Raw genomic sequence first — 25,253 nt, 5'->3', positions numbered from 1 at the left:
AGGCGATTCCTTTACTGGACGACCCGGGCTCCGCCGGCGTAGTCATAGGTCCAGACCGCGGCTTGCTTCACGCGGTCACCGGGCTTGGGGGCATTGATCATCTGGCCGCCGCCTATGTAGAGGCCGACGTGGTAGATCCCCTCGGAGCCGTTGCCGAAGAAGACCATGTCGCCTGGCTGAAGGGCGGCGACGCCGGCGGAGGCGGGGATCCGCTGGCCGACACCGGCCTGCTGGTCCGCCGTGCGCGGCAGGTGCACGCCGACCTGGGCGAACGCGTACAACATCAAGCCGGAGCAGTCGAACCCCAGGACCTTCGAGCCGTCCTGACCACCCTTCGAGCAGCAGACGCCGTACGACTGGCCCCGCTCGTCGCCGCCGCCCCAGGAGTAGGGGACGCCGATCTGGCTGGCTGCGGCGTTGATGACCTGTTTGACCCTGTCGGAGGCGTCGCCGGTCGGGACGCTGGTCCCAAGGGCGGTGTACTGGTGGATCCAGCCGATCACCTCGTCCACGTACGCGGACGAGTAGTTGTAGGAGTAAATGGCCTTCTTGAGCTGCTCGATGTCGGTCAGGTCCCGGCCGTCGCCGCACAGGTACAGGGCCGTGGCCAGCGAGGCGTCATCGGCGTTGTTCGGATTGGCTGCGGCAGGGTTGTCAGGGCGTACCCGGGCCGCGTACCCGGCGAAAGTGCTCGGCAAGAACTGCATGGGGCCGACCGCACGGTCGAACTCGCTGTCTCCGTCCCACCGGCCGCCGTCAGTGTCCCGGACCGCGGTGGTGTTGCCGCCGGCGCCCGAACCGTCCAGGCGTGGGCCAATGATCGAAGGCGTGATGAGGCCGTTGTCGTCAAACTTGTGACCGGACGCGTGGTCCGACTCGACCTTGCCTATCCCCGCGACCACCTGCCAGGACATGCCCTTGCAGCCCCGCACCATCGTGGACATCATCCCGGCCGCCCGGACGTAGCCGGTCATCATGCGGGCAGGGATTCCCCCGACTGACGCCACCGGCGCGGTGGAGCCCGGGTCGCCTGGGTCCACCTCGCTGACCAGGGCGAGCGCGGGCACCACGACGACCAGCGACAGCAGCAGCATCCCCAAGCACCCGACCTTGTGGAAGGCCTTCACAGCTTTCCGCCCTCCGCGTCGTCGGCCGGCCCCTGGGCCGTGCCGGGCTCGGAGTAGCCGATGTGGCGGCGCATCCGCAGCGCCTCCAGCGACGTCCCGCTCGGCTCCCGCAGCACCTGCGGGCTGACCCGGCGACGGACCTCGGGCGCCATCGCTGCCGACGCCTCATCCGCGAGCGGGGAGAGGACCTCGCCCGTGGATGTGTCCACCAGCCCTGCCCCTTCCACCACGACGGCGGACGGCGAGAAGGTGACGCCGGGGCCGAGGGCCGAGCCGAGGTCCGATGGGCCGAAGTCCCCTTGGCCCGCACGGAAGACCGCCGATTCGGCGCCGGGGCCGACGGCCGATTCCGGACGGTCCGCGCGTCCGGACTGCAGGACCGCTTCGCTGGCGGTGCCGGAGCCGACCTCGTGGAAGCGGTAGTCGTCGCCGCGCCCGCGGGCGTGCTCCCAGGGCTCGCCGGCGCGGGTGTGCCGGGGGCGCTCGGGGAAGGCGGCTGCAGTGTCGGTGATGTCCTGGCCGTGCAGCACGTGCGCGGCGGCGACCAGCGGGGCGGCAGCGAGACCGGGCGCGTGGACTCGTCCGGCGATCGCTGCGGCGTAGTAGGTGTAGTTGTAGCCCGTCTTGACGGCGTTGTAGCCGCCCTTGGCGATCTTCCCGGCGGTGACTACGTCCTTCCCGATGTCCTTGGCGCCGGCCTTCTCGTCGCCCCACCAGCTCTTCGCTACCTGGGTGTAGTGGGCGACCTGCTTGTCGACCTTGTTCCACATCCGGTCATTGGCGCGGTTGACGCGCTCCCAGGTCGCGGGCAGGCCGACGGTGAGATCGAAGCCCAACTTCCCGGCCTGGCCGGCCCGGATGGCCAGGCGGCCGACCCGGGTGCCCAGCAGGCGGTTATGCAGGACGTGACCAAACGGAGTGACCTCGTTGCGCGGATCGTGCAGAATCTGGCCGTTCTCGTCCACGACCATGGGGCCCTTGCCGCCCTCCGGCTTCATCCGCCTGGCGAGCTTGTCAGGCGGCAGCGGGTTACCGACGACCAACTGATGGGCCATGCGGCCGGGCAGCGCGAGGGCCGACATACCGCGGCGCAGCTCGCCCGCGCTACCGGCGAGCATCGTGCCGGCGCTCATGGGGCCGAGGCCGGGGTCGGCGAGCGCACCGAGCCCCTGGGCGATACCGGCCTTGCGCATCAGGGCGGCGTGCGCGGGGGAACCGCCGCCGAACATGCCGCCGCCGAGCCCGAGCCCGAGGCCTCCCGCTGCGCCGCCGTAGCCACCGGGTGCGAGCCCGCCCATGGCCTGGGACATCGCCAGGCCCAGCTGTGCGTTCTCACCGGACATGGAGGAGCCGCCGATCTTGGCGTAGCGCATGCGGGTCGCGAAGCGCTCGCCCACACGACCGGCCGCCGCGAAGATGCGGCGGTGGAACACTAAGACCACGAGCGCGAACCCGTCCAAGATCAACAACCGTTGGATCATGACGGTCTGCTGCGGGGAGTTGAGGATGCCGTCCGCGCCCAGGGCGAACATCGGCAGCATCGTGCTGACAGCGAATTCGGTGACGATCCCCGTCATGAAGACGCCGGCCCACCTCCAGGCCGCTCCCCGGTTGCCGCCGGGCAGCATCGCCCAGATCAGGGCTACGGGCGTCATGGTGGCGGCGATCACGTCGGCGAACTGCGTGCCCAGGTGGACCAGCGCCATGCTCAGCACGACGATCGCCACGATCAGTACGGCCAGCAGTACCAGGGCAACCCCGGCGGTTCGGTCCCAGTCGGAGTTGACCGCGAAGTTGTAGACGTCGGTACCTTCCTGACCGTGGCCGTCCTTCAAGTCCTTCTTCAGCGCCTCCCAACCGTTGGACCCGTGGTCGCAGGCCGCGTCCTTCCCCGGCAGATCGATGACCTGGTCGCAGTTCCCCTTGGTGGCCATCTGCCCGTGGATGTAGCGGTCGTGCTCGGCGGCCAGCCAGCTGTCCTTCTTCGGGATCTGTCCGTACTGCAACAGCTGGAAAGGCTGCACCACCAGAGTTCGCGTCATGATGATCCGCATCGGGCATGACGGGTCGTTCTTGTCCTTGTCCGAGGTGCAGCCCAGCTCGGTGCCGTTGATGTTGGCCGTCATCTGGCCAACTTCGTGAGCGGCCTGCTGGCTCTGCGCGAGCGGGCCCTGGGGACCCAGGACCGAGTGCGGGGAGAGCGCGGGCAGGGTGACGGTCGTGGCGAAGAGCAGGGTGAGAGCGATCTCCCCGAAGCCGCGGCCGATCTTTCCCCGCATCACCAGGATCAGGCCGATGGCGAAGCCGGCCGAGAGGAAGAGGGTGTAGAGCCGCAGGTCGTTATTCAGGAGTCCGAAGAACGCGTTGCTGAGCCGCTGTGCGGTCTCGACCAGCGTGGACACGACCGGGAAGTTGAACACCTTTTGGGTCGTCCAGCACATCAGGCCGACCGCCAGCCGCACGAGCGCGAAGCCGCCCCCGATCAAGAGGTTGCACACATGCGATCGGATGTCCGTGGCCCCGCCGGGATCTGACTTCAGGTCGTAGGAGTCGAGCGGAGCGCCTTCGCTCGACTGGACATTGAGCGGGGCGAGGATGCCGCCGGTCTCAGTGGTGCCGTCGTCGGCCCCCGCGAGCTCCGCACCCGCGAGCATGAACAGCCACGTCATCCCGGCGGTCATCAGGACCGTACGGCGGCCCGGCCAGTACGCGGACAGCCCGCCAGCCGCCGTGCGCGCCCGCTGGCGGGCCGCGCCGGACAGGGCCCGAGCCCGGCGGACGGCATCCGCCCACCTGGTGACGCGGGTCATCGGGCACCCGCCGTCTCCAGCACCTTGCCACGTCCGGCCGGCGAGGTGTCCTTGCCGGGGGTGGTGAAGATCCCCGCGTAGCGCGCGATCCGGGGGACGATGACCTGGATCTGCCCGATCCGGCCGGAGCCGTCGTGCAGGAGCATCTCCCCGACCCTCCTCTTGTTGCCGGTCGGGGACAGGCCGGTGACCAGCTGGACCAGGCTCTCGTCGTCGGCGGGAAGGTTGAGGAACGCGAGCCCGCGCCGCGCCATCGCCTCGTCGCCGGTGCGGGCGAGCAGCCGGTAGGTGATCAGGCCCTGGATGGTTTCGTCGCCCAGGTCGAGCGCGTCGTGACCGCCCAAGTACATGCCCGCCCAGTGCTTTCGGCCGTCGTGCGCCAATTCCTTGACCAGCGCGTGGCCCTCCGTGCTGCTGGTGAGCCAGTAGCACTCGTCCATGACGACCGGGCAGAACCGGGTGCGGTCGGAGAAGGCCACGTGCCTGCTGATCGCGGCGATCACGTACAGGACCGCGCGGCCGATCAGGGCCTCCAGCGGCTGGGTGCGCAGCACCTCCGGCCGGGCGAGGGCCTCGCGCGGAGGCAGCGTCAACCCGGCGGTCGTGAAGACGACCAGGTCCCCGGCGAGGTTGTCCAGGTCCAGCGCCGGCAGGACCGGGTCGAAGAGCATGGCCGCCAGCGGTCGGTCCGAGACGGTGTGCAGCAGGTCCAGCACCTCGGCGGCCGCGTCCCCCCTCGGGCCACTCTCCTGAGAGATGGCCTCCAGCTCGGCCAGGACCAGACCCATGTGCGGCCGGGGCGCGGCCGCGGCGGCCTTGACGGCACGGCTGACCGCCGCGCCCTGCAAGCTCATCGGCTCCAGGCACAGCTGCAAGTTCAGGTAGGACAGCGCCGCGGCCTCGCCCTGCGCCGGCGGAAGGACGCGCAGCGGGTCGATGCTCACCTCGGCCCGCGCGGCGTCGATCACCTGGCTGCGCCCTGGAGCGGCGCACCGGGCGAAGTCCGACCATTCGCGCTGGGGGGTTCGGTCGATGACGATCGCCCGGTGCCCACGGTCCACGACGTCGGCCGTCAGCCGCTTCAACAACACCGACTTGCCGGATCCGAGGTCGCCGATCACCGCCAGGCTCGCAGCGGCGTCGCGCAGCGGCGCGCCAGCCAGGTCGAGGAGCACCGGCCGGGTGGTGCCGACGTCCAGGCTCTGGGCGATCATGCTGCCGGTGTCGTCGCCGATCTCACCGCTCGTCAAAGGGCCCGACAGCGCGAAGTCCTCCGACAGTTGGTACTGGGTGCACTCCCTGGCCCTCCACGCCGGGGCGGCGCCGGGCAGGCCGAGCGCGAACAGCCTTTCCTGGCCGCCCCGGGGCCGGATGACGCCGTAGTCCGCGCCGGTCAGCCGAGCCTTGAAGTTGCGGGCCCGCTCGTCGCACTCCTGCGCGGTTGGGCCCCACACGGTGAGCACCGTGCGGGACTGCACTTCGCGCTCCACGCTGGTGCGGCCCAGCCGGGCCTCCTGCTCGCCGAGCGTCTCGGCCGCGCCGTAGATGGTGTCGGGTGCGCCGGTCGGGTGCGCCGCCCACTGGTCGGCCTGGTCGACCAGCTCTTTCTTCTTCTTGGCGATCTGCCGGCGGGCCTTGGCCGAATCCACGATCGTCAGGTCGATCGTCGCGTCGACCGGGTACTCCAGCCTTTCCAGCTGCGCGAGGATGTCCGCGCTGGACTCGATCACCGCTTCGGGGATCTCCTCCAGCGCCATGTGCGACTGGTAGCCGGTCCCGTCCTCGGTCTCGACCTCCAGCCACAGCCGGCTGAGCGCGCTGCCGTCGAACCGGCTCGCCAGCCAGCGCCGGACACCTGCCCACAGACCTTCGCCCTGCTCCCGGTCCTCGGCCTGGGCGGCCGTGTCGCCGCCTTCCAGCACCCGGACCTGGCCCAGGCTCGCGTAGCTGGGGCTGCGAAGCTGCGCGCCGACCAGCTTCCCGCCGCGCTGGCGGCTCACCTCGGCGTCGGCCAGCAGCGGCTCGGCCTGGCCGCGGTGCACCGCGTGCTGGTGCATCCACACGATCTCGGCGGGCCGGGCGGGCCGGATTTGCAAGCCGCCGCCGAAGCCGGCCTCCAGCTGCCGGGCTACTCCCCTATATAGGGTCACCTCGTTCTCGGGCACCGGGGCGGCCGGAAGCCCGGCTTGCTCCTCGAACACGGTCCACATCGCGCCCCGGGCCTGCGCCCACTGCGCCGCCCGTCCCGGTGCCTGCAGCGGCACCGCCAGCCACAGCGTCCGCCGGTGCATCTCCTCGCCCGTCAGCATCGCCTTCGAGACCTTGGCGATCTCCTCCGCCTCGGGGTGGGCGTCCAGGTCCACCCCGGCCGTCATCCGTGCGGCGATCTCCCACGGCTCGACGCGGGCGCACAGCGAGTACAGGCGCGCCGTCCCGCTCAGGGACCGGATCAGGGCCGTGACCCGGGAGAGGACTTCCTGGCGCTCCAGCGCCGAGGCGTAGCGGCTGCCGATCGGCTCGATGCGCCACACCGCCCACACCGTGCCGGACGTGGCCCACACCAGGTTGTTGTGGATGTGCCTGATCGCGACCTTCATGGCCGGTCCTCTCTCGTGGACGTCGTGGACGTGGTGTTGGTGCTCGCCGCCGCCGCGGCGGCGAGCATCTGCTGGAGGGGTGTCATCGCCGGCCCTGGCCGGGGTGCGGCGGGCTTCGCGGCCGGGCCTGCCCGGCGAGCCGGGGCGGGGGAGGGCTGCGTGGCCGGTGCCGATGGCCTGTTCTCGGTCGGCTCCCCGGTGGGATCGCCCTGCACAGGGTGGGCGTCGTCGTCTTCCCGGATGCCGAACCCGCCGGTCATGACCACCGGGCGGAGGCTGCGTACGGCCCGGCCACCGATCCGCCCGCGCTTGGGGGCGGCGGCCATGGACAGTGCGTCGGCCAGGGCAGCGGCCGGGGAGCGGCCGGCGATCCGTGAGTGCCGCGCGGCCCAGATGCCGAACCCCCAGGCGACGACCGGAACCGGTCCGAGGACCGGCGCCCACCAGGTGGCCGTCTTGATCAGCAGGAAGGCGCCGATCGCCGCGACTGCGAGCTGGGGCGGGGTGTACGGGCCCATCGGGATCCGCCAGTCGCCCAACTTGCCCAACACCCACGGGTGCCTTCTCGCGCGGGTGTACGAGCGGCCGATCCTGGGACGCGCGGCGCTGCTCACAGCCGGCCCTGGAAGGCGACGGTCGGCAGCGGGGGAGCACCGATGTTGGGGTCACCGGGGATCTGCACCGAGTTCTTGCCCGGGTCCTTGTACTCGGTCTGGAACATGTCGCTGATCACGAACCGGCCCGCGAAGATGCTCCAGCAGATGACCAGTCCGACCGCCCCGCCGATCGCGCTCTTGATGCTCATCTTGCGGATCGCGTGGATGATCAGGATCGCGCCGAGGGCGATCATCAGACCGTTCGCCACCCAGTCCAGCAGGGTGGTGCTCCAGCTGTTGCCGAAGTTCTGGACCGCACCGGCCAGGACCGTGTCGTGAGCAGCCATCACCGCACCCCTGCCGTAGTCGTGGGAGCCGGCGAGGGCGAGGTACCCGAGCCGGAGGAAGAGGAAGAAGGAGAGGCGAGGACCGGGGCGAGGGAGGCGACCTCCCACCGCCCGGCGCGCGCCCGCAGACGTAGCGGGTAGGTCAGCGGCCACGAGCCCGCGGTGTCGGTCGCGAGGACCTGGGCCTGGACGCTGATCACCGTGCCGTCGGTCGGCGCGGACGGCACCGGACTGGTGGACCCCAGCGTCGCGAGCGAGACCTTGGTGTACGACGCCGCGGGTGCGAGGACCTTCGCCCCAGGCGACAGGTACCGGCTGTTGTCGCCGACCCCCGTGAGATAGGCCGTCAGGTACCCGGCCACCGTCTGCTGGAGGGGACCGTCACTGATGACCGTCCCGTACACCGGAGCGGACGGGTCCCCGGACAGCGCGGCCGGAGCGGCCACCTGAGCCGGCGCGGCGGTGACCGCCAGCGCGTCCGGCGCTCCACCCGAGCCGGAGGAACGTACGACCTCCACCGGCACCGCGAAGTACCGCACCGTCCGCCGCTGCGCATCGCCACCGCTCTGCGCAGAACCGGCCGGCTGCGCAGAGCTCTGCGCACTGCTCTGCGCACTGCTCTGCGCAGAGGTCTGCGTACCGGAACCGCTCTGCGCAGACGCCGCCGGGAGAAGCAGCGTCGCCGCCACCGTCACCTGCCACGTGCGCGCGCCCAGCGGAGCGCTGCGCACCGCCACCACGCGCTCGACGGTCGTCTGCGCACCCGAGGCCGGCCGCGGCAGCTCCACGTTCGGCGCCATCGTGCGCAGCGCATCCACCTGCGGGCCGTCCTGGGAGCTGCGCAGCCAGAGGTCGATGAACTGTTCGGCGTAGCCGCTCGGAGGGGAGACCGCGGGCGGCGCGGTGGCGACCGAGGCCACCGGCTCGGCCACCGCGCCACGGAGCGCGGCGGCGGACAGCAGCAGGGCGACGGGGCTGGCGGCCAGCGCCGCCCAGACGCCGGCCCGGACCGCGAGGGTGCGGCGCTGGGCGCGCCGCAGGTCGCCGTCCGAGGCTGTGGGGGAAGGATCCGGCGCGCGGTCGCGCCGGGAGAGGAGAGGACTCAACGTGGCTCCTGGGTCGTCAGCGGTTGCTGTCAGCCGAGAGAACCCCGTGAACCTTGATGAACTCCTTGATGATCAGACGCCGGGGGATAACGCCTTCGCAACGGCGCTCATCAACACTTTGACCTGCTGTTTTGTGAGGCCGAGCGGAAACGTTGATGAGGCCGGGGCCGACCCTTGATGCCGCCCCGGGGACCGGAGCCCGGAAACCTTGATGCCCCATCAAGGGTGTCGGCGGAAACGTTGATGGGGCGTCCGGGCGAAGGGCCACACGTTGATGCCCACCCTCGGGGCCCAGGCGGAAACGTTGATGGCGTGGCCCGCCTCGCGCCGGACACCTTGATGAGCCCTTCGAACCGGCCACGCCATGTTGACGGCTCGTCCGGCCGGACCCTGACGCGGTGCTGCTGCACTCGCTCACCAGCCGAACCGATGGCAGCCGGTGCCCGCTCGATGCCGTCGTCCGTGTCCGGCGGCCGCGCGCACAGCAGAGCGGAACGGGCGGTTCGGCGTACAGCCGCCTGTCCCGGACCGCGCCAGGGCGCGGCGGTCTGCGCATGCGCATGCCGCCGGTCCGGCGTGTGAAACGGAGACCCGACCCGCTGCGCACGACCCGCTGCCTTGCGCAGCCCCGTGCGCATGCGCACGCGCAGAGCACTGCGCAGCGAGTCGGGCTCTGCGCAGCCGCCGGCCTCTGCGCATGCGCAGCGGGTCGGGCTCTGCGCACGGCCGTTCGACTCTGCGCAGGCACCGCTCGGACCCGGCATCAAGGTAGGACCGGCACCTTGATCACCACAGTTGCCAACTTGTGATTTTTCAGGGGCCTCGGCATCAACGGGTACGTCAAGGTCTGCGGGGTTACCTCGGTCGCTGATCACCACTGCTGCCCGAGGAGCCCTCATGGACCTGCCGCCGACCCTGCTGCCCTGCTTTGGCTCCGGCTGCCCTGCGGGCCTTGTCGTGGCCGCCACCGCCTACCTTCCCGCAGGCGCCCTCTACCTCGCGCTGACCGGAGTGGATGACGTTTGGCTTCGGCGGCGGCGCCTTCCGGCCCCTGTCCTTGTCTCTGCTGCGGGTGCTGCCTGGCTCGCGCTCGTGCTCCTCTGGCCCCTGGCCGTCGTCGTCCGGGCCGTCCGCTCACTGAGCCGTCGGCGCCGGGTGGCCGCCACGCCGCTGCGGATCCAGCCGCTCCCCTTTGTCCCCACCACCCGCACTCCGAATGAGGCTGCAGTCGCGGCCACGCCGCTGCGGCCCCGGCCGACGCAGCCGCCGGTGCCGCCGCGCTGGTACCGCGAGTCGTACGCGGCCGTCCAGACCGCGCTCGCCGAAGGCCGCACCGTCATCGCGCGGATCTGGGCGGGGAACCTGGCCGACGACGCCACCACAGAGTTCGGACCCGCCCACCCATACACCTATGAGGCCTGGCTGCTCGTTGCCGGCACTGTCCGGGCCGCGCTCGCCGAGATCCGCACCGCGCCCCCGGCGCCCGACGCCCAGCGGATCGATGACCCGTACGGCCACTTCCTCTTCCCCAACGCCCACCAGTTCAGCGTGTGGGACCCGGACCGCGACGGCGTGTACACCCCCGCCGGCAGCGCCCCCACGGCGGTGACCCGATGACCGACTTCCTCACCGGACTGTCCCTGGACGCGCAAGGGAACCTCGTACCTGGCGGCCTGGACTACATCGAGTTCGACGTCCGCCTCGCCCGCGACGGCTCCTGCCCGACCGTCACCAAGGCCGCCTACATGGCGCTCGCGAGCTTTGCCAACATCGAGGACCACACCACCCTCACCGCGGAGGCGGTCGCGGCTTGGTCGGACGAGGTCCGACGCGCGATGCTCCCGTACCGCAAGACGCTGGCGGCATGCATCGGCCGCACGACCAAGACGCTCGACCGCGCCACCACCGACCTCGTGCAGCGGGAGTTCCTCATCGTCACCGCCCAGAGCACCCCCGGCAACCCGGCCGTCGCCGATGCCAACCACTACCGCCTGGTCGACCAGGAGCGCTGGGCCCGCCAGCTCCTGGAGCGCTCGTCGGCCGCGCTCGCTCCGGTCCTCACCGGCCCCGACGGCCGGCCCCTGCCACGGGTCCAGCGGGACCCCGGCATCGACTACGTGAAGCTGGACGCACGTCTGGTCCGCGTCGGCGAGCGGTCCCCCAACTACAAGGCCGTCTACGCCGCCGCCGCGTCCTTCACCAACATCAACAACCGCGCGACCTCCGACCGCCCGCCGACCCTGCGGGAACTGATGGCCTGCACGGGGCTCAGCCGCAGCGTCGTCTGCGAAGCCCTCGCCCAACTGCGCGAAGACGGCGTGCTGCTCACCCGCGACAACTACCACCCCGCCGACGAGGGCGGCGGCCGCGCCGCCTCCTCCTACCTCCTGCTCGACGCCAGGCTCTGGCGCCGCCGCGCGGCCGCCCGCGACGACCTGGAAATGAACGCGCTGACCGGGGGGTGGCGACATGAGCCGGACGGGGGTGGCGACACCACGCGGACGGGGGTAGCGACACCAGCCGGACCAGGGTGGCGACATGAGCCGGACCCCAATAAGAGCAGTAACAAGAACCGTGATCGCGAGCCCCTCCCGGACGCCCGTAGGGCATCTACAGCGGGTAAGGCGCGCGAAACGCGCGCCGCCGCGAAGACCACCCCGCGAAGCGGCTCCGCCGCGACCACCACCAAGAAACCGCGCACCAAAACCATCCGTACCACCGCCACCCGCCCGTTGGCCGGCGAGGAAGAGGTCTTCGCCGCGATCGACGCCCTCGGGGTCAGCAAGCACCCGGCCATCCGGGTACCCCCGCTGCGCCGCGCGGTGCGCGACCTGCTCGGCGCCGGCCGAAGCCCCGAGCACGCGCTCGCCAGGATCAGCGACGGCTGGTGGAAGACCGGGGCGCCGGAGAGGATCGCCCGAGGGGAAATCCGCGGGCCGGTCGGCTACCTCGCGGCTGTGCTGTCCCGGCAGGACTGCGAGCGGCCCGACTGCGAGCGCGGAATCGTCCTCAGCACCGGAGAGGAGTGCCGGGCGTGCGGACTGCGGGAGACGCAGCGCCAGGCCGAGCATGCCCGTCGGCGCCTGGACGCGGAGAACCAGGCCCTCGACCTGGTAGTAGCCGAGGAACCCGGCCCCCTCGCGGTTGAGCCTCCGGCTCCCGCCGTCGATCCGGTGACGTGGCGGTGCCAGGCACCGGGGCCGGACGGCCTGGGTACCGGCATCTGCGGACGGCCCGGCCGGGGCACCCCGCCGGCCCTGCCGATGTGCCCGGACTGCCTGGAGTCGCTCCACAGCGCGATGTCCCGCCGGTAGCAGCCCTCGGGATCGGCGGGGAGGGAACATGAAGGCGCCCGGCACGGTGACGTGCCGGGCGCCTCTTGCTGCTGATGCCGGGTCAGGCCGCCAGGTCGAACTCCCGGCTCCGGACGCCGGACATGAAGCACTCGTACTCGTGGCGGGTGTAGGTGTGCACCTGCGCCGAGGGATTGGCGCCGTCGCGAACCTGGACGCCGTCTGACGAGAACGTGAGCACGATGCGGTGGCCCCCGAGGATGCCCTGCCGCAGGTTGTCGAGCCAGCCGTTCCAGACGTCCGCCGGGTAGACCTGCGCAGGCAGCGTGCGGTCCTTGCTGTCCCGCAGCGCCACATGGCCGTCGGCGAACGCGACCTCGAAGCAGCCCTGGGCGCTCTCGGACGCCCGGGCCTTGAACCAAATGGCGGCGGTGAAGTCGGGAACGGTGCTCATATCACCCACATCTCTTGCCGGGAGAGTCCGGAGGAACTGGATCGAATCGGTCGGGTCGAGTGCTGCCCCGCACAGCCGGCCGGAGAGCTGGGTGAAGCGGCGCGCGTCCGCGGTTTTGCAGCAGGTAGAGGTCGCCGCCGGGCGCCTTCTGCTGCGGCGGGTTGTGAACTCAGCTCGAACTCCCGCCCCGAACTCGGGGGATCAGAGTGCCCACTGCCTCGGCCCATGGGTAGGCATCCAGGTCGCCCTGACCGGGAGGGTGGGGAGTGAAGCCGCCGGCCCCGAGCATCACGGTGACGCCCGCGTCCCCGAGCACTTCCACGCTGCGGGCGAAGGCCGGGTGGGCTGCCTGCGCGTTGTTGCAGTAGGGCAGCGCGGTCAGCGGCAGCTGCAGCCCAATCGCCTCGGTCACCAGCCCGAGGGCCAGCGTGTCGCTGATCCCGCTGGCCCACTTGTTGATGGTGTTGCTGGTGGCCGGCGCGACCAGCATCGCGTCCGCCGGCGGCAGCACGTCCTCCTCCCGCGGCATCTTGTACTCGCTGCGCACCGGGTGACCGGTGAGCTTTTCCAGAGCGGGGATGTCGTCGGCGAGCCAGCGCCGGGAGGAGGGGGTGAGGATCAGGCAGACGTCCCAGCCGACGTCTTGTCCGGCCTCGATGCCGGATCGGACCCGCAGGGCGGGCGGTGCCGCGCAGGCGACCAGGTAGAGCACGGGGCGTTGAGTCATGCGGGCAGTCCACAGCGGGCCGCGAGGGTGCGCAAGCGTCCCCCGTCGGATCCGGCCACCAGCAGGTGCAGGTCCTGCACCAGCTGGTGGGTGCGTGGCCGGCACCGCACCTCCTCCGGGGCTTCGCGTTCGGCCTCCAGCAGGGTCTCCAGCGCGGGGCCCGGCAGTCCGGCCTGCGCCTGCGCCCGGGACAGGTCGACCAGGAACAGGGCGCGTCGTTCGCGCGGGAGCGCCTGCCGCATGTGCGGTGCGATGGACTGCGCCGCGGCGACGGCCTTCGCCCCCTCGCCCAGCGCGACCAGGCAGGCCACCGTGTGGAAGGCGCAGTTCGTCGGTCCGAAGGCGGTCCACAGCGCATTCGCGTCGCCGCCGAGGCGCGCGGCACTCTCCTCGGCGGCGGCGAGCAGATCGGTTACCGTGTCGGCCGATCCGAGCGCGGCGGCGCCGACGGCCGCCTTCAGGTGCAGCATCCCGAGTACGGTCACCCCGTGGACGCCCCGGTCCACCAGGTCGCCTTCGAGCCGGTCGGCCACGGAGCCGGCCAGCCGGACGCCCTCGGCCGCGCGGCCCTGATGGGTCATCGCGTCGACCAGGTGCCGGGCAGCGCCGGCCATGGCCACAGGGTCGCACGACCGATCGGCGGCGGAGACCGCCCGGTCGGCCGCCATCGTGGCGAGCACCACGTCGCCGTACTTCACCGCGACGGCCACTACCAGCTGGTAGGTCATCGACTGGAGCGAGAAGGCCGCCTGGCGGGCGCCGCTGTCCAGATTCCCTGCCGCTGCGGCGGCTTCGGCGACCAGCGGGGGCAGAACCCGCCCGAGCGAGGTGAAACGGGCGTACTGGAACGCGGTCCAGCCGTAGGAGACGTTGCGCCGCAGCCGCTCCAGGTCCGGCCGGGCGTCGTCGCGCGCCAGGCCGGGGAGAAGGACGGCCGGCGACAGTAGGGTGGCCCGGATGGCTGCCAGCTCGGCCGTGTCCATGCACTGTGCCGCGGAGGCCGGCGGGCCGTCGCCGAGCAGGTCCTCGACGCGGACCTGGAGTGCCGCGGCGAACGTCTCCACCACGGACACGCGTGGATCGCCCTGGCGCTCGCCCCGCTCGATGTCCTGCACACCACGCCGGGTCATGCCGACCAGACGGCCCACCTGTTCCTGGGTGAGCCCCCGGCGCTCACGCCAGTACGCGATCCTGCGCCCGATCCCGCCGACGTCCACGACTACGCCCTCCCGTCACAACGCACGCACTTTGCGTGCGTTGGCTCCGGTGTAGCCGTTCTACGGTGCTCGGGTAGCACATTCACCCACTTCGGATACTTCGGAGCCCGAAGAATGAACGACACGGGGCCGAAGAAGTCCCCGCCCTCCGGCGTGCGGCACGTGGCGGCCGAAGCGCCGTCGGCGCGCATGGCCCCGTGCCCCGTCCTGCCCATAGAGACGGCGGTGCACCGGTGACCGGTCCCGGTGCGGTGCGTCAGGTAGGCCGGGGAATGCACAGGGGGCGGGGAGCAGCGGTGCGATGCCGCTGTCCCCGCCCCCTCGGTCGTCCTGGGGCGCCGCTACACCTCGAACGTCCGGGCGAACGCCACGAACGTCCTCCAGACCGGCTCGGTGACGGTCAGTGTCGGGCCGTCAGGGTCTTTCGAGTCGCCGATCTCGATGCAGTCCGCCGCGGTGCGGTCGCGGCGCCAGCGTACGCAGCTGCCCTGCTGGCCGCTGTGGGAGCTGGTGGTCCACTCGTCCGGTGCCAGACGAGGGGGGCGGTGCGGCATGTTGGTCCTTCCGGGATGGAGCTCGGTTCACAGGGCGCGGACGCGCTCTTCGAGGTACGCCCGCGATGCGCTCGGGTCGAGCGCGAGATCGGTGAGCTGCTTGGCGGCGCGGCCGTACAGCGACAGGGACTCGGGGTCGTCGAAATAGGAGGTGGTGACCAGGCTCTCGACGGCGGCGAGTTGGCCGCCGTCCGGGAAGCTCAGGATCGTGAATGCTCCGTCCAGCCCGACGTGGGGACGTCCGACGGGGAGGATTCGGAGCTCGACCTCCTTGCGGGTGAGCAGATGGGCGATCTGCTCGCGCATCACGTCCGGACCGCCCACGACGGTGTCCAGCGCGGCTGCGCCGAGGACGACCGTGAGGGCGCTGGTGACGACGTCCTGACGGTGCATGCGCACGGCGACCATCGACTCGACGCGGTCCTGGCCTCCGGGGATCACCTCGTCTCCGGAGGCCAGGAGGGCCTCGGCGTACCGCTCCGTCTGCAAGCGGCCGTGCACCAGCAGCGGCTCCCACGCCCAGGCGGCCTCCGCGTCCTGCTCCAGCCCGAGGAAGTCCTGCAAGGGCAGGTGCAGCGAGTAGGTGTTCCACCACGACTTCTTGGCGAGGTTGACGACCATGTCCTCCATGGCGTTGCGGCGGTCGCTGTCCTGCACGCCGTACAGGTCGAGGAGTGTGCGCAGCAGCGGGACTCCGAGCGCCACTCGGCCCAGCTCGACGCGGTTGATCTTGTCCACGCCCACGCCGGCCTGGGCGGCCGCGGCGCCTTGGGTCAACTGGCACTGCTCGCGAAGCCTGCGCAGGACGCTGCCGAAACGCGCGCGGCGGTAGGTCGGGTCGCTGGTAGCCACGGGTGGTGTCCCTCCTACGGGTGTGGGTCACAGTCTGCCTGGTCGGGCTGAGGGGGCGGGACGGGCCGGTTGGTACCGGCCATGACTGACCGTCACTGGGAGTTGCGGAAGCGGCAGTTGCTCCAGGATAGGTCGCGAAATCGCGGATACAGCGGTTGACTACTCGCGAAATCGCGAGGACAGTGGGTTCTGCTTGCTTTGAGTGATCGCACGATTGCCAAGGGCTATCTGCGATTCCGGTCGGCCTGCCCATGCCCGTGACGGGCTGGAGGACTTATGCACCCCACCACGCAGCTGCTCCAGACACCCGCCCCCTTCACGGCCGCGGGCAACACACGAACGATGGGCCCTCGCCCCATCCCCTCCTCCGGGGCAAGGTGGCTCCTCCAGGGACAGGACACCCGTGCCTGCATAACGGCCTGGCAGAGCCCGCACGGCCTGGCCCCGATCCACCCCGGAGCCCCCCGGCACTGGGACGCGATCAGCGTCCAGACTCAGCTCGGTGAACAAGCCCTCCACCTCTTGGCCGACCGGACGACGCCGGGGCCCGTGCTGCTCACCGGGACCTCGCTGGTCTTCTGGGTCCCGCCGCTCCACCACGACTGGAACGTGCTGCTCACCGGCATCAGCTCTGCTGGCGTGGACTGGGGCCGCGACCTCACCGCCCATCACGGCCCCGCCAGCAGCCCGCTGATGTGCCCGCAGCCCGGCATCCCACGCGACACGGGCGTGCGCTGGCTGGTCGCACCGGACGGCGGGCAGTTCCTCACCCCGACCGGCCAGCTCGCCGACATTCTCCACTCCGCCTACCGAACCGCCGTCGAGCAGGGCCCCCAGCCCGCCGAGCAGGACATCCCCCGGACGCGGACTACGCGACGACCGACCAACCTCGCCGCACACTTCCGGCGGCACAGCACCACGGAGCCGTCATGACACCGCTTTCCCCCGCCATCCAGACCTCGCCCGCCCACACCCTGACCCGCAGCGTGGAGCACCTGACCGAAGAGCACGTCTCGAAGCTTCGTGGCGACGCCGCCGTCCACTGCCACGCCGTCCTACACGCACATGGGCGCCCGACCGACCGCGACGTGTTCTTCGAAGCCTGCGTGGTGACCAGCGAGTTCTTGTCCAACGTGGCCAGGCACGCCGCGAGCCCCGAGGCTCCGACCCGCGCGACGTTCTACCTGCAGGTGCTGCTGGAGACCGACGAGGTCCTCATTGTCGTCTTCGATCGCAGCAGCAAGGGGCCGCAGGTGGACACCAGCGCCCCCGGACAGCAGGAACGCGGCCTCGGACTCGGCATGGTTCACAGCATCACCAATGGTCGATGGGGCTGGTTCCCGCTCCCGGACGGCAAGGCGGTCTGGGCGATCTGCCCCCTCACCTGGCGCAACTGACGCGCTGGAGGGCCACCACTGCGTTGTCCCGCCAGGGGCCCGCCTCCTACGGCCGCCCGGCCCGGGCCGCCCAGCCCGGCCGGGTGGACCGCCACCACAAACCCCTACCCGAAGCAGGCGCGCATGCCGACCCATCCGCGGAACCCGAGCAGCGAGCTCGCAGCCGCCATGCCCCCATCCCTCTGGCTGGCTGGTGCCCTCGGCCGTTTCCTACGCGACGTCACCGTCGTGCGGTGGGCTGGGGAACCCGAACTCCTCGTCGCGATGCCGATCGGTGTCCGCTTCGGCGCCGTCGAACTCGACGCCGGGACCGGCCTGGAGCTCCTCGACGTCCTCTTGGCCGGGCATGCCCCGTACCGCGTCGGCCCCGTGCTGTCCGACACCCGGACGGAGCGGACTTACTGGCTCACCCCGCCCGAGGACGACGGCGGGTGGACCGAGCCGCACCCGCAGGCCCGGCTGCTGCCCGCCGGCACCCGGATCGCGATGCCCGACCCGACGCCGGGCACCGACAACCGGCACTGGCCCGTGCGGTGGGCGCACTGGCCTGCCGTCAACGGAACACTCTCCGCCCATCCCTGGCTGCGCAGCCTCCTCTACGACGCCCCCGGCCCGGGCGGCCGCCGTTCTCACCGGCCACAGCAGTGCTCCCCATCCCGCCCGGACCACTGAATGCGACGAGCCGCCGTACCCGCTCCCGGAACGCCCCCGCCCGATTGCAGCCCCAGCGAGGAACCCGTGCCCGCCGCCTGCTTCACGGCCACCTACACCAGCGCCACCCTCGTCGGCGCCCGCCGCACCCTGCGGCGCTCGGTCAGCCACCACGCCAGCGCGGGCCAGGCCCTGCGCTGGCTGGGCCGGCGGCTGCGCGCCGGGGGAGTCCCGCTCGACCAGCCCGGCCAGGACCCCGCCCTGGCAGCACTGGCCGACAACGCCGCCTTCCACCAGGCGTGCTTCGAGCTTAACCACGGCGGCACGCCCCTGCGCGCCCAGCAGCGGACCGGACGCCGCGTCATCACCGTGGCTGTGGCCAGCACCGCTCACTGGCCGCTGCTGCCCGGGAGCCCGCGGCCGGGCGCCGAACCGTCCAGGGCGGTGCGCCGGGCGGTGCTGGTCCGGAGCCGGATGTTGGGCGCCGGGCGCCGCCGCCTCCTGCGGGCCGAGGCCCGGGAACGACTGGAGACCCAGCGGTGACTACCTTCTCCTACAAGGACAGGATCACCGGCGACTACCGCGCCGGCGCCTCGATCGGCGGCATCGCCGATGGCCTGGGCGTCGACGAACGGACGGTCCGCGCCTGGATGGACACCTGGGGCATCCCCCGACGCAGCCGCGCGGAGAACGGACGCCTCTTCCACCGGCCGGCCTGGCCCGGCAGGGGCCCCGAGCCGTCCAGACCGGGCTGCGGCCCGATCAGCTGGAACCAGCTCGCCCGGTCCCGCTGCGAGACCTGCCGAGGCCTTGCCGAACGCCGCCAACGCGCCCGCGCCCGCCAGGGAACCAGCCGAAGTCGCTACCTGCGAGACGGAACTCGATCTGCACCGACGCGACCACCGGCAACGCACCGACACCCTTCAACGACCCCGGCGGCGCCCGATCGGCGACGCCCCGACCCGACCTGAGGACCCGTGAGCCACTCACCCGCCCCCGAACACCAGCTCCCCGTGACCCCCGCGCCCGCCGCGGGTACCCTGCCCCCGCTCCTCATCCGGCAGATCACCACCTGCGTGCGCATCCTCCAGATCGGCCCCGGCAGCGACATCACCCGCCAGCTCGCCGCTTTGAGTGGCGACACCCCGTTCCGCTCCGTCCAGCCGGACCTCGCCGGCGTCGAAAGCGTTCGCGCCACGCTCGGCCCCTGCAGCCGCAACCGCAGCCTTGTCGACATCCACATAGGCGACCTCGCCCATGGCCGGCCGGACCAGGCCCCCTACGACCTGATCGTCTCCACCGTCCCCGTCAAGGGCATCCCCCGCGCCTGGCTCGGTCAGCTGGCCAAAGGCGGCGCCCTGGCCGTCCCCCTCGCCCTCGCAGGCCGCCACCCCTGGGTCGTCGCAGAAAACCGCCGGTCCGGCCTTCGCGCCCGGCTGCTCACCGAGGGGGCTGACTACTGGCCGGTGCCCGTGGCTGGCCCGCTGTACCCAGAGGGCGGCGACACCCCCGCCAGCCGCCCCTCCCTCCCTGCGCCTGACCCCGGCACGCGGCGCCTGAGCGCGGTCGGCGCCCTGCGGGAAGACCAGTGGGCCGACCTGTGGGCGTACCTGGCCATCCACCACCCCGACCTCGTCACCGTTGCCAGGGTGGACGGCCGCCGCCACTGGGGACAGACCATCGCGCTGGTCGACGGCCGCCATGCCGTCTACGTCCGCCCGGACGGGCTGTGGGCCACCAGTGACCGTCGCCGCGCCAAGTTGCTCGCCGACCAGGCCGAGAAGGCGATCCTCCACTGGGGCTGGGCACACCGGCCTCGACTGCCCTGGTGGGTCGCCGAACTCGCGCACGCCACGGAATCCGCTGGCGGACTTCTCCTCCCGGACAGGTGGCACATCGACAGGATCCGCGTCGAGTACCCGGCCTGCTGAAACACCGAACGGGGCGCTCACCCTTTGCGGGTGAGCGCCCCGTTCGGCACGTTGGGCAGGCGGGACCGGTGCCCGTGCAAGTACTCAGGCATCCGGGCGCGAGGAGCGTCAGCCGATCGCCACGGGGACTGTCCCGCCGACCAGCTGCCCGGCCTTGATGGCACTCGCGTAAGCAGCCCAGGGCGCCTGCTCGGCGTAGATGTCGTCCCAGCCGAGCCTGCCGATGATCAGCGCGACCGATCCGGCCTCGGCGGCCAGGGCCAGCCACACCGATGGCGCGTACATGGTGGCGTCCGACAGCATGTGCGTCTGCCCGCAGCGCACGGACAGGCGATCCCCTGGGCCGACCTGCACGCTCCACTGCGGGCTGAGTGCCGGCATCCGCCCGAGCGAGACCAGTCGGTGCAGGCCGCTGTCGAGGTAGTGCGAGATCACCGGGTCGAACGCGGAACCCGAGCCGTCGAAGACGGTGACGTCCTCCTCGTAGGCGAGGAGCAGCGCGGCCCGATCGCCGGAACCGGTTGAAAGGCCGAGGGCTCGCGGGATGAGGTCGGTCGAGCCGTTGACGGCCAGGTCGCCGTCATCGACCTGGACCACCTGCGAGGCGGAGCAGCGATGGTGGGCGAACCCGAGCCGAGACAGCAGCGTGCTGGTGGTCAGCACGACGCTGACGGGCTCCTGATCGGCACGGCCGCGGGTGCCGCACTCGACGCAGGTGAACGTCCGGGTCCGTCGACGCAGCTCATCTGCCTTGTGCTGGCCGATCCTGGCGAGGACGTCGTCAGCGACGGTGAAGGCGGGAGTGGACATGTCGATCCTCTCGGGGATGGTGATGGCTCTACAACTCGCTCCGGCTGTACGTCGGCCGGTCCGGATCGGCCAGCGGGCTCTACACCGGCGCGGTGGGCCCGAAGACGATGCCCTGGAGTGTGGCCGCCCCGACCAGGTCAATCCGCAACGCGAACATCCTCGTCTCACTCGGGTAGCGCGGCCGGGGTCGCGCGAACCGTGATGGAGGTGAACTCCGTCCGGTCGACCGGGTAGGGAGCGGCGTAGAGCGCGATGGTGTCGGGATCAGCCGGGGACACCAGGAGCCTGTCCCCTTGCTGCTCGTGGATGAAGTAGCAGCGGATGCGTCCGTCCGACATGGTCATCGTGGCGTGACCGATGGTGCTGTGCCTGGGCATCCGAATCTCCTCGCGGTTCGGGTTAGAGGTCCATCCAGCTGCAGGTCGGCCGGTCGGGGTCGTTCAGGGAGGTCCATACCGGCGCCGAGGGCCTGGCGGCGGGGTTGTCCTCGGTGGCCACGAGGTCTTCGAGCAGCGCGGCGCCGGCCTTGACCTCCTTGAGCATGTTGGCGACGCGGAGGTTGTCGGCGGCGGCGATCTGCAAGTCTTCGATGCGGTGGAGCATTCTGGTGCGGGAGTCGTGGTCCAGGACGAAAAGCAGCCTGGGGAAGCGCGGGTAGAAGTCCTTGTAGACCGGCTCGGCTGCCTGCGCGGCCTCGATGGTGCCGCGCCGGCCGACCGGAGTCGGGGTGAGCTCGTAGAACCTGGCGTAGGCGGTCAACTTCGTGGTGAGCCGCTCGCTCCCGTACGTCGCCCGGTCCACCTCGACCATCGCCCGGAAGTGGGCACGGCCGCCGGCGCGCCGTGCGGTGTAGCGCAGCAGGGCGTCCGCCCGGACCTCGTCCGCCTTCCTGTCGGACCAGCGGTGCGAGACCTCAGGGGTCCAGTCGAGCGGCCCGTAGCTGTCGTCGCGCTCGCGGGCGTCGGCCAGGAACGCGAGGTGGGTGCGCAGGACAGCCTGGGTGTGCGGCAGCAGGAGCCTCACGCCGATGGCGTCGAAGTTCTGCTGCGGGCTGGTCCGGTCACCGACCTCGGGGATCTTGGCCGCCAGGGCGCGCCCGGCCTCGGTGAGGTAGTAGAGGTGGGCGTTGCGGGGCTCGGAGATGTCGGTGAAGTCGATCAGGCCCTGCTTGTGCAGCTTGCGAAGCCGCCGACGCACGATGCTGATGTCGGTGTCGGGCGCCACCAAGGCCTGCAACTGCGCGGTAGTCGCCGAACGGTGCAGGTGGAGCGAGGCCAGGGCCAGGTACTCGAACTGGCCGGCCGGCGCCGGGGAGTCCTTCGTCGTCACGGGAGCCTTCCAGGGGAGCGGTTTCGGTCGCCCCACTGAACCCCGCGGGCATTGACGGATTCCTTGATGCGCCCCTCGGCGACGGACAACGAGTGGGTAACGCCCTGGCATCAACGTTTCCCCGAAGGCCTGCGCCGGCGCATCAAGGTACCCGCCGAAGGTCATCAACGTTTCCGCCGCCGACGCTCTGACCTGCACGTCTGCTGCCACCACGGTCTCCCCCCTTCCTTGATGCCGTCCCCGCGCCGCCGGGCCTGGCCGTTCTACCTGTCCGTCAGGCCGAGGCCTCGCCAGCCTCGCAGCGGTACCTGCGGGCCTGCACCCGGGAGAGAGCCCCAGCTCTTCGGCGGGCTCCTCGGTGGAGATGCCAGGTCTCCCGCACCAGCTATCCGGTGTGCGTGCGGAGGTAGTAGGCGGCCTGGCGCTCGGAGATACCCAGGACATCGGCGATCCGCGCGATCGGCATGGACGCGTCGTCCGCGCGCAGCTGCACCGCCTGACGACGCCGCTCGGCCGCGGCCAGGTTGCGCGGGCTGCGGGGGGTCCAGCCGCCGGTGGCACCGGCCGGGCGCCCGCCGGCGCCGCTGCCGCGTCCCCGGCGGCCGCTGCGGTTCCACTCCACGATCGTGTCGCGGAACCAGTGGTCCTTGCCGGCGAAGGTCCGGTCCGGCTCCGGCAGCGAGGTCCCCTTGTGGCCGGTGTAGTACGAGTGCATGGTGGACTCGGTCGGGCGCCGGTCCTCGGGGATGGCCATCCGGGCCTCCTCCAGGTCCAGCAGGTCGTGCCCGTCGATGTACTCACGCAGCCCGTCCTCGTCCATCTCGTCGAGCTCCTCGACGGTGATGTCGTGCACGAAGCCGGCCTCCTTCTCGGCCTGCAGCGCCGAGATGATGTAGCCACGCAGCTCGTGCTCGGTGTAGTCGGTCGGATCCGGGATCGCGGGGATCGGCGCCGGCTCCTGGCCCTTCTTCAGCCCCAGGTTGGCGACAAGAACCTGCGCCTGCTCCAGGTCATGGAGCACCTTGCTGCCGTTGCCCCCGCGGACGACGTCGAGGACGTCGAAGGCCTTCTTGTTGCTGAGGGTGCGGACGTTCTTGCCAGCCATCGCGGCGATCTGCTCGCGGTCGACGGCGCTGCGGCCCAGACGGATCATGACGGTCTCCATGTTTGAAAGCGTTCGGCGCCCGCTGCGCCCTACGGAGTAATTAATACCACGGACCTTGCATAGATGGGAAGTGTGCCTCGCAGGCGGTGCGCGCCCCATCCGTACGGGGGAGTGGAGCCCCCGCTCGATGACGCCGCCGGGTGCCAGCTGGCACCGCGGCCGCCAACCTTGCGCTCGGCCCGCAGGTGGCGTCAGCCCAGGACGCCGACCACCGACAGGACCAGGTCGAACCCGCCGGTCAGCGCCAGCCGGCCCGCGGTCGCGTCGCCGCCGCCCGCCTCGGCCGGCACCGAGATCCGGCACAGCGTCGGCAGGTCCGACCACGCCAGCACGGTCGAGTCACCCGTCGACGACACGTCGGGGCTCGGGAACGCGGCGGCCAGGCGCCGCGCGGCCCGCCCCCGGACCTGCTCGGCCAGGGGACGCGTGGATCCGGCGGCCTCGGGCGCCACCGTCCTGCGCAGGACGCGCTCCAGGAACGGAAGCCGCACCCGGTGGGCCACGACCGTCGTCTCCAGCCCCGCCGGATCGACCACGACACTCAGGTCCGTCTCGGCGCCCCGCACCAGCACGCGGCGCCCCTCCGCCCGGAACACCCGCCGCGTGCCGACCGCGGAGCGCAGGTCGCGCAACTGCGCGGTGGCCTCGGCGTCCAGCTCCTCGGCGGACATGCAACGGGCGGCGAGGGCGTCCAGGTAGGCGAGGTGGTCACGAACGACCAGGGCGGCCAGGGCGGCGGGTTGCGCGGCACGGCCTCGGGTGAGCAGCCGACCGGGCTTCCTCCGTCGGGCCAGGCTGCCAGGGTGACGCCGTCGGGCGTGCCGGCGAGCAGCAGCGCCCGGTGCCCGTCGCAGAGGCTGACGGGGTGCCGGCCGGCGAAGGCGACCTCCTCCTCGGTGCGGATGTTCCACCCGCGTCCGGGCCGGTTCGGCAGATGGGTGGCGAGGGCGTGGGCCAAGGCGAGGGTGTCGAGCGACTTCGCGGTGACGGACGTGGTGACGGTCATGGCGGTCCTCCATGGGGCGGGGTTCTCGGTGGTTCGACTCGGTCGGCTGCGGCGGAGCCACCGCGCAGCCGTGAGGCCGGCCCCGGACCGTGGTCCGGGGCCGGGGCGTCAGGAAGCGGGGTCCTGCGTGAGCAGGTCGGTCCCCAGCACCTGGACGTCGAAAGTGGTCAGGCTCCGGGGGAGCTGCTGCTCGGACGGCATGTAGATCTGCTGGACGAGTCGGCCGGCGGCGACGACGGGGCGCCCGGCCGGGAGCCCGGAAGCCCGGCGCGCGGCCTGGCCCGTGAGCTTGCACCGCAGCACCTGCGGGATCTCGTGGCCACTCGCGCTGAACCGCCCCTGCTGGTGGGCCAGGCCGAACAACGTCACGACCTGGCCGTCAGCCCCGGTACGGGTCTCGATCTCGCGGATCGTGCCGGTGAAAACCTCCATCCGCTCGGGCAGGGGATCGAGCTGGACGAAGTGGGAGGTGCCCGGCTCGGGCACGACCGGGTCGTGCAGCGCAGCCCGGGCCTTGCGCGCGCCCTCGGTGTCGGTCAGCTGCTGCCCCAGCTTGTGCAGCTCGGCGGCCTGCTTGCGCAGCACGTCGACCTGGTCGCGCAGCTCGACGACGCCAGGGTCGTTGGTGCCGACCGCTCGCGAGCACAGGTGTACGTGCTCAGCCTCGATCTCCTCGCGCGCCATCCGGATCACGGCGCCCGCGCCTTCGGCCTTCCGCTTACGGGAGAAGCCCCAGCGGCCGGGCTCGGACTCCAGGACCACCACCGAGACCGCCGGCCAGCCGGTCTCGTCCAGCGGGCCGAGCCGTACATCCAGCTGGCAGGTCACCCGGGAGTCGTGAAGCGGCGGATACGGGTACGACGCCCACGCCTCACGGCTGCTCAGGAACGCCAGCGCCCCCGCGCTGGTCGGATCGGCCGCCGCGTTCCGCCGCTCAGCCGCCTCGCGCTTGCGCTCGGCCAGGTACGCGGCCAGGTGCACCAGCTGCCGTCCTGCGGTACCGGCCGGGTCCGCTGGCGCGCACAGCCTCAGTGGGGCCTTCACCCCGGACCTCTCCTTCACCCACATCTTGAGCATGAACAGGTCGTTGCTGGTGTCCCTCGGGCGCTGCGCCGGGTGAAGGCGGCGGGAGCCGTTCTCGGGGTCCTTCGTCTTGGTCGGTGCGGGCATGGCAGTCCTCCTGCGCACGGTTCGATGGATCCCGGTAGCCAGCCGGACTTGCGAAAGAAAGAATACCGCAATGCTTGCATTGCGGGAAGGGTTCGCGCCCTGGGGGGCCGGGCG

24 protein-coding genes are annotated in these 25,253 nt (G+C 71.6%); 7 read left to right on the top strand and 17 right to left on the bottom strand.

What is annotated here, in order from left to right; translation table 11 throughout:
- Positions 1-11: 11 nt before the first annotated feature.
- From F7Q99_RS36455 to F7Q99_RS36430, 6 genes are read right to left on the bottom strand one after another with little or no spacing between them, the layout of a single operon-like run.
- Positions 12-1,094 carry a C40 family peptidase gene (locus F7Q99_RS36455; protein WP_153470623.1) on the bottom strand — a complete coding sequence of 361 codons (1,083 nt, stop codon included), beginning with the start codon at positions 1,092-1,094 and terminating at the stop codon, positions 12-14.
- Positions 1,095-1,123: 29 nt separating this feature from the next.
- On the bottom strand, positions 1,124-3,937 hold the full coding sequence (locus F7Q99_RS36450; protein WP_153470620.1) for a hypothetical protein: 2,814 nt from the start codon (positions 3,935-3,937) through the stop codon (positions 1,124-1,126).
- Complete coding sequence (locus tag F7Q99_RS42895) at positions 3,934-6,534, bottom strand: ATP-binding protein (RefSeq protein ID WP_153470617.1); 2,601 nt, start codon at positions 6,532-6,534, stop codon at positions 3,934-3,936. The genes F7Q99_RS36450 and F7Q99_RS42895 overlap by 4 nt, the downstream gene beginning before the upstream one ends.
- Positions 6,531-7,085, bottom strand: coding sequence for a hypothetical protein (locus F7Q99_RS36440; protein ID WP_195911403.1), 555 nt, complete (start codon positions 7,083-7,085; stop codon positions 6,531-6,533). The genes F7Q99_RS42895 and F7Q99_RS36440 overlap by 4 nt, the downstream gene beginning before the upstream one ends.
- Positions 7,086-7,144: 59 nt before the next feature.
- Complete coding sequence (locus tag F7Q99_RS36435) at positions 7,145-7,477, bottom strand: hypothetical protein (protein ID WP_153470614.1); 333 nt, start codon at positions 7,475-7,477, stop codon at positions 7,145-7,147.
- Positions 7,477-8,583, bottom strand: coding sequence for a conjugal transfer protein (locus F7Q99_RS36430; protein WP_153470612.1), 1,107 nt, complete (start codon positions 8,581-8,583; stop codon positions 7,477-7,479). The genes F7Q99_RS36435 and F7Q99_RS36430 overlap by 1 nt, the downstream gene beginning before the upstream one ends.
- 1,092 nt (positions 8,584-9,675) lie before the next feature.
- Here F7Q99_RS36430 and F7Q99_RS36425 point away from each other — a divergent pair.
- Together F7Q99_RS36425 and F7Q99_RS36420 are read left to right on the top strand one after the other, a co-directional pair.
- Positions 9,676-10,200, top strand: coding sequence for a hypothetical protein (locus F7Q99_RS36425; protein ID WP_153470609.1), 525 nt, complete (start codon positions 9,676-9,678; stop codon positions 10,198-10,200).
- Positions 10,197-11,897: a helix-turn-helix domain-containing protein gene (locus F7Q99_RS36420; RefSeq protein WP_153470605.1), complete on the top strand. Its 1,701-nt coding sequence runs from the start codon at positions 10,197-10,199 to the stop codon at positions 11,895-11,897. Before F7Q99_RS36425 ends, F7Q99_RS36420 begins: the two co-directional genes overlap by 4 nt.
- An 82-nt stretch (positions 11,898-11,979) precedes the next feature.
- Here the strand turns inward: F7Q99_RS36420 and F7Q99_RS36415 are convergent, their stop codons facing one another.
- The 5 genes from F7Q99_RS36415 to F7Q99_RS36395 form a co-directional block, all read right to left on the bottom strand.
- Complete coding sequence (locus F7Q99_RS36415; RefSeq protein ID WP_153470603.1) at positions 11,980-12,330, bottom strand: DUF397 domain-containing protein; 351 nt, start codon at positions 12,328-12,330, stop codon at positions 11,980-11,982.
- Positions 12,331-12,499: 169 nt separating this feature from the next.
- Positions 12,500-13,057: a flavoprotein gene (locus F7Q99_RS36410; protein WP_153470600.1), complete on the bottom strand. Its 558-nt coding sequence runs from the start codon at positions 13,055-13,057 to the stop codon at positions 12,500-12,502.
- Complete coding sequence (locus F7Q99_RS36405) at positions 13,054-14,274, bottom strand: helix-turn-helix domain-containing protein (RefSeq protein WP_326847520.1); 1,221 nt, start codon at positions 14,272-14,274, stop codon at positions 13,054-13,056. The genes F7Q99_RS36410 and F7Q99_RS36405 overlap by 4 nt, the downstream gene beginning before the upstream one ends.
- A 341-nt stretch (positions 14,275-14,615) precedes the next feature.
- Positions 14,616-14,828 (bottom strand): DUF397 domain-containing protein, encoded by a 213-nt coding sequence (locus tag F7Q99_RS36400; RefSeq protein WP_153470597.1) that lies wholly within the window; start codon positions 14,826-14,828, stop codon positions 14,616-14,618.
- A 27-nt stretch (positions 14,829-14,855) separates the two neighbouring features.
- Positions 14,856-15,680 carry a helix-turn-helix domain-containing protein gene (locus F7Q99_RS36395; RefSeq protein ID WP_153470593.1) on the bottom strand — a complete coding sequence of 275 codons (825 nt, stop codon included), beginning with the start codon at positions 15,678-15,680 and terminating at the stop codon, positions 14,856-14,858.
- Positions 15,681-15,956: 276 nt separating this feature from the next.
- Between F7Q99_RS36395 and F7Q99_RS36390 the strand changes: the two genes are divergently transcribed.
- From F7Q99_RS36390 to F7Q99_RS42195, 5 genes are all read left to right on the top strand, one after another.
- Complete coding sequence (locus tag F7Q99_RS36390) at positions 15,957-16,613, top strand: hypothetical protein (protein WP_153470591.1); 657 nt, start codon at positions 15,957-15,959, stop codon at positions 16,611-16,613.
- Complete coding sequence (locus tag F7Q99_RS36385; protein WP_153470588.1) at positions 16,610-17,077, top strand: ATP-binding protein; 468 nt, start codon at positions 16,610-16,612, stop codon at positions 17,075-17,077. Before F7Q99_RS36390 ends, F7Q99_RS36385 begins: the two co-directional genes overlap by 4 nt.
- Before the next feature lie 123 nt (positions 17,078-17,200).
- Positions 17,201-17,749, top strand: coding sequence for a hypothetical protein (locus F7Q99_RS36380; RefSeq protein WP_153470585.1), 549 nt, complete (start codon positions 17,201-17,203; stop codon positions 17,747-17,749).
- A 66-nt stretch (positions 17,750-17,815) separates the two neighbouring features.
- Positions 17,816-18,271, top strand: a complete 456-nt coding sequence (locus F7Q99_RS36375) for a hypothetical protein (protein WP_153470582.1) — start codon at positions 17,816-17,818, stop codon at positions 18,269-18,271.
- A 434-nt stretch (positions 18,272-18,705) separates the two neighbouring features.
- Entirely contained in the window at positions 18,706-19,659 is a 954-nt protein-coding gene (locus tag F7Q99_RS42195) for a protein-L-isoaspartate O-methyltransferase family protein (protein WP_326847519.1), read from the top strand.
- A 108-nt stretch (positions 19,660-19,767) separates the two neighbouring features.
- Here the strand turns inward: F7Q99_RS42195 and F7Q99_RS36365 are convergent, their stop codons facing one another.
- The 6 genes from F7Q99_RS36365 to F7Q99_RS36340 all read right to left on the bottom strand — a co-directional run bounded on the left by F7Q99_RS36365 (position 19,768) and on the right by F7Q99_RS36340 (position 25,139).
- Complete coding sequence (locus tag F7Q99_RS36365; RefSeq protein ID WP_153470579.1) at positions 19,768-20,469, bottom strand: hypothetical protein; 702 nt, start codon at positions 20,467-20,469, stop codon at positions 19,768-19,770.
- Positions 20,470-20,633: 164 nt separating this feature from the next.
- Positions 20,634-20,846 (bottom strand): hypothetical protein, encoded by a 213-nt coding sequence (locus F7Q99_RS36360; RefSeq protein ID WP_153470576.1) that lies wholly within the window; start codon positions 20,844-20,846, stop codon positions 20,634-20,636.
- A gap of 22 nt (positions 20,847-20,868) precedes the next feature.
- On the bottom strand, positions 20,869-21,798 hold the full coding sequence (locus F7Q99_RS36355) for a replication-relaxation family protein (protein ID WP_195911402.1): 930 nt from the start codon (positions 21,796-21,798) through the stop codon (positions 20,869-20,871).
- Between the two features lie 385 nt (positions 21,799-22,183).
- The gene (locus F7Q99_RS36350; RefSeq protein ID WP_153470570.1) at positions 22,184-22,963 is read right to left on the bottom strand and encodes a hypothetical protein; all 780 of its coding nucleotides are present in this window, start codon (positions 22,961-22,963) and stop codon (positions 22,184-22,186) included.
- Positions 22,964-23,154: 191 nt separating this feature from the next.
- Complete coding sequence (locus F7Q99_RS36345; protein ID WP_153470567.1) at positions 23,155-23,634, bottom strand: hypothetical protein; 480 nt, start codon at positions 23,632-23,634, stop codon at positions 23,155-23,157.
- A 443-nt stretch (positions 23,635-24,077) separates the two neighbouring features.
- Entirely contained in the window at positions 24,078-25,139 is a 1,062-nt protein-coding gene (locus tag F7Q99_RS36340) for a hypothetical protein (protein WP_153470564.1), read from the bottom strand.
- Positions 25,140-25,253: the final 114 nt, after the last annotated feature.

The sequence above is a fragment of the Streptomyces kaniharaensis genome (genome assembly GCF_009569385.1).
GTDB classification, from domain to species: Bacteria; Actinomycetota; Actinomycetes; order Streptomycetales; family Streptomycetaceae; genus Kitasatospora; species Kitasatospora kaniharaensis.
This window is presented reverse-complemented; position numbering and strand designations above follow the sequence as displayed.